This is a genomic window from Spirillospora sp. NPDC049652, from assembly GCF_040675125.1.
In the GTDB taxonomy this organism is placed as follows: domain Bacteria; phylum Actinomycetota; class Actinomycetes; order Streptosporangiales; family Streptosporangiaceae; genus Spirillospora.
The window spans coordinates 1-3,638 of sequence record NZ_JBFAOF010000758.1; the positions used below are offsets into that span (position 1 = coordinate 1).

6 protein-coding genes are annotated in these 3,638 nt (G+C 71.1%); 3 read left to right on the plus strand and 3 right to left on the minus strand.

Annotation, left to right across the window (positions count from 1 at the left end; genetic code table 11):
* From AB0J52_RS32035 to AB0J52_RS32045, 3 genes are all read right to left on the minus strand, one after another.
* Nucleotides 1-807, minus strand: an 807-nt coding sequence (locus AB0J52_RS32035; RefSeq protein ID WP_500186541.1) for an MMPL family transporter, incomplete at its 3' end; no start/stop codon positions are given.
* Nucleotides 808-958: 151 nt separating this feature from the next.
* Nucleotides 959-1,228, minus strand: a complete 270-nt coding sequence (locus AB0J52_RS32040; RefSeq protein WP_500186543.1) for a hypothetical protein — start codon at nucleotides 1,226-1,228, stop codon at nucleotides 959-961.
* Complete coding sequence (locus AB0J52_RS32045) at nucleotides 1,228-1,551, minus strand: ArsR/SmtB family transcription factor (protein ID WP_500186545.1); 324 nt, start codon at nucleotides 1,549-1,551, stop codon at nucleotides 1,228-1,230. Before AB0J52_RS32045 ends, AB0J52_RS32040 begins: the two co-directional genes overlap by 1 nt.
* A 137-nt stretch (nucleotides 1,552-1,688) precedes the next feature.
* Here AB0J52_RS32045 and AB0J52_RS32050 point away from each other — a divergent pair, with 137 nt between their 5' ends.
* The 3 genes from AB0J52_RS32050 to AB0J52_RS32060 all read left to right on the plus strand — a co-directional run.
* Nucleotides 1,689-2,567: a class I SAM-dependent methyltransferase gene (locus tag AB0J52_RS32050; RefSeq protein ID WP_500186547.1), complete on the plus strand. Its 879-nt coding sequence runs from the start codon at nucleotides 1,689-1,691 to the stop codon at nucleotides 2,565-2,567.
* A 266-nt stretch (nucleotides 2,568-2,833) separates the two neighbouring features.
* Entirely contained in the window at nucleotides 2,834-3,289 is a 456-nt protein-coding gene (locus AB0J52_RS32055) for an RrF2 family transcriptional regulator (protein ID WP_500186548.1), read from the plus strand.
* Nucleotides 3,286-3,638 (plus strand): MFS transporter (locus tag AB0J52_RS32060; RefSeq protein ID WP_500186549.1); only part of this gene is annotated, 353 nt, incomplete at its 3' end. The genes AB0J52_RS32055 and AB0J52_RS32060, both read left to right, overlap by 4 nt.

A 3,638-nucleotide genomic window follows, 5' to 3' on the forward strand; every position in this document is an offset into this window, starting at 1 on the left:
GGACCGCCCCGCCGCGCGCTCCTCGCGCAGGCGGCGCAGGTAGAACAGCGAGTAGTCGACGCCGACGGCGATCCCCACCAGCAGCACGATCGAGGACGCGGCGCTGTTCACCGGCACCCAGTGGCCGGCGAGCCGCAGCAGCCCGAACGTCCCGGCGACGGTGGTCACCGCGAGCAGCAGCGGGATCCCGGCCGCGACCAGCGACCCGAACACGGTCAGCAGGATCAGCACGGTGAGCGGAAGCGAGAAGTACTCGGCCCGCTTCATGTCGTCCTTGATGCCGCCGTTGACCGCGTCCGAGAGGCTCTTGTCCCCCGCCTGCGCGAGCCGCACGTCCGGTTGCCGCGCCGCGACCTCCCGGACGGCGCGGACGACCCCGTCGTAGTGCCCGCGGAACTCCTCGTGCGGCCCGGCTATCTGCACGGTGACCAGTCCGGACCGTCCGTCCCGCGACACCAGGCCCGGCCCGTCGAGCGGCGACCGGACGGCTCCGTACGGCCGCAGCGCCGCGGTCAGCTCGCGGGTCGCGGCACGCACGCCGGGGTCGGCAGCGAACCGGGCGCTCCCCTCCCGGCTCTGCACCAGGACGTTCTCCAGCAGGGGGAGGTAACCGGTGTGCGCGTCCAGGACGCGGTCGGCGCGGCCGGACTCGCCGGGGTCGGTGCTGTTCCTCTGCTCCAGGCCGAGGGCCCCGGCCCCGAGGATCGCCGCGACGACCAGGACGAGCCAGCCGGTGATCGCGAGCGTGCGGTGCCGTGCCGACCAGCCCGCGACGCGCTCGGTGATCGGTTTGCGTTCAGGCAGCATGAAGTGCTGTCCTTTCGGTGGAGGAATGCCGCTGTGAGACCCGCCCGGAGACGGGCGGGGTGTGGTGCCTTCACGCCGGGTCGTCGAGTGGCCGCTCGACGGCCCGGCATCGTTTCGTCGTTCTCCTGACGCGCTCCCCGGCGGGCCCGGCTCACTCGACGGTGAGCAGGATCCGCTCCAGCGCGTCCATCCGCTTCTCCATCTCGCCGAGGCTGCGGGCGGTGTCGGTGAGCCGCCGCTCGATCAGCCGCTGGGTCTCCAGGCCCGTCTCGGCCAGCCGCCGGTACTCCTCCTCGCGGGCCAGCGCCGCGCGCGCCCGCACGGTCGCGCCCACCTGCACGATGATCACCGTCACCACGGTGGTCACCAGCGCGAAGAGGCCGACCGCGCCGACCACCTCCGCCAGATCGTGCCCGTCCATCACCCGTCCACCTTCCTGTCCTCCGGCGCGGTCAGGGTCCGCACCGCGCGCCGCACGGCCTCGGGGGTCAGCTCGAGCCGGAACGGGACGGTCTCGTAGTACTTCATCGCCTTCCCGTCCGGCGACACCTCGGCCTGCCCCGCCACCAGCCCGGCCGCCTCCAGCTTGCGCAGATGCACCTGGAGCAGCGGCCGGCTGATGCCGAGTTCGCGCGCGAGATTGCTGACGTAGTCGCGTTCGCCCGCGAGCGCCGCGAGGATCCGCAGCCGGTGCGGATTGTCGAGCGCCGCCAGCACACGGAGCAGTTCGTCCCCGGTCGTCACGCCACCTCCTCAGCACATGCAAAAGAAAATTAGCACGTGCCTACCGGAGTTTGCCAAGCCCCAAGACCACAACCCGCGCGCACCAGGTCGGCGACCAGCTCGTCCCAGGCAGGGCCGACCAGGCGCATGACGCGGAAATGGACAGGCGTTCGCTCTCACCGGCCTGCCACACTGCGGACATGAACGGAAACTCTCTTGATGACGGGCTCGCCGCGAACCGCGCCCTTTGGGATGACCGCGCCCGGGCGCACGGCACCACCCCTAACGACATGCTGTACGACGTCGATTCGTTCCTGGCGGGCCGGCAGACGCTCTACGGGATCGAACGGGAGCTGGCCGGCGATGTGACCGGCCAGGACGTGCTGCATCTGCAGTGCCACTTCGGCATGGACACACTCAACTGGGCCCGTCTGGGCGCCAGGGTCACCGGTGTCGATTTCTCCCCGACGGCGATCGTCCGGGCACGCGAGCTGGCCGAGCTCGCCGGGCTGACCGCCGATTTCGTCGAGGCCGACACGCAGGACCTCCCGTCCTCCCTGGCGAGCAGGTTCGACCTCGTGATCGCCACCTACGGGGTGCTGTGCTGGATCGGCGACCTTGACGCGTGGATGCGTGGTGCGGCGATGGCGCTGCGGCCAGGCGGAAGGCTGGTGCTGGTCGATCTACATCCCGCCTACCAGACCCTCGCCAGCTACGAGCCGCTCGTGGCCGACTGGCCCTACGGCGGAGGAGAGCCCCAGCGCGAGACCGTCACAGGCACGTATTCGGACCCGGACCTGCCGATGAGCGCGCAGGAGGTGGTCCAGTACCCGCATTCGGTGGGCGAGATCGTCACGGCGGCCGCCGGAGCGGGCCTGATCATCGACCGGCTCGGCGAGCACACCGAGGTCGACTTCCCGGGAAGTCGCATCCTCCCCGAAGGCCCCGACGGCAAGCGTCGGTTCCCCTTCGGCGACACCTACCTTCCGATCCTTTACTCGCTGCGTGCGAGATCACCCCGAAGGGCCACCGCGTAGCCGCCGCGCACAAGGGGGGCCGGCACCACCTGGATCTACCGCCGGCCTCCCTGGACCGGGCGGGGCTCACCCAAGCCGCTGCACGACGCCGCCGACGGCGGCCCCATTCGCATCGCGGACGCGGCCCGCCCGGTCCGCTCGGTCGCGCGCCGAGGTCGTCACCGCCTCCCCCAAGGCACCGCTGTCAAGGCCCTCGACCGCCCACCACTTCCCCAAATATCGATATCGTGGATAGTTGGTGTCGACAATAGGCTAGTGTTGATCACATGAAGCTCTCCCAAGGGGTCGAGTGGGGTCTGCACTGCGTCGTGCTGCTGGCGCGCATGCCGGCAGAGACCGTCGTGCGCCGCACCGACCTCGCCGACTATCACGGTCTGGCCGAGCCCACTCTGGCCAAGCACCTGCACTCCCTGACCCGAGCCGGACTGCTGCACGCCGTGCCGGGCCCCAAGGGCGGCTACCGCCTCGGCCGTCCGGCGGCCGACATCAGCGTCCTCGACGTCGTCGAGGCGATAGACGGCACGTCCCAGATGTTCGTGTGCACGGAGATCCGCCAGCGCGGCACCGGCGCTCTGCCCCCCGAGCAGTGCGGTGGGCCCTGCCTGATCAACGCCGCGATGGGCGACGCCGAGCGCGCCTGGCGGGACTCGCTGCGCACGGTCACCATCGCCGGTCTCGCCGCCCGGATCCCCACCCCGGTCACCGCTGGGGAAACGACATGAGACTCCACTCCGTGCTGCCTACCGGAGCGGCCCGCAAGCCGGTCCTGCTGCTGTCGCTGGGCACCTTCGCGCTGGGCACGGACGCGTTCGTCATCAGCGGTGTCCTGCCGGTGCTCGGACGCAGCCTCGGCGTCGGCGTCGGCGAGGCCGGCCAGCTGATCACGATCTTCTCGGCGGTCTACGCGCTGGGCGCCCCCGTCCTCGCGGTGCTGACCGGCAACTGGAACCGGCGTACCGCACTGTTCGTGGCCATGGCGGTCTTCGTCGCCGCCAACCTGCTCGCCGCCGCGGCCACCACCTATCCGATCATGGTGGTCGCCCGGGTGCTCGCCGCGCTGGCCGCGGCGTT

What these genes read in the sequence shown, in the direction of transcription:
- AB0J52_RS32040 (WP_500186543.1), bottom strand. Translation starts at nt 1,228, where the DNA reads ATGGACGGGCACGATCTGGCGGAGGTGGTCGGCGCGGTCGGCCTCTTC.
- AB0J52_RS32050 (WP_500186547.1), top strand. Translation starts at nt 1,689, where the DNA reads ATGGACAGGCGTTCGCTCTCACCGGCCTGCCACACTGCGGACATGAAC.
- AB0J52_RS32055 (WP_500186548.1), top strand. Translation starts at nt 2,834, where the DNA reads ATGAAGCTCTCCCAAGGGGTCGAGTGGGGTCTGCACTGCGTCGTGCTG.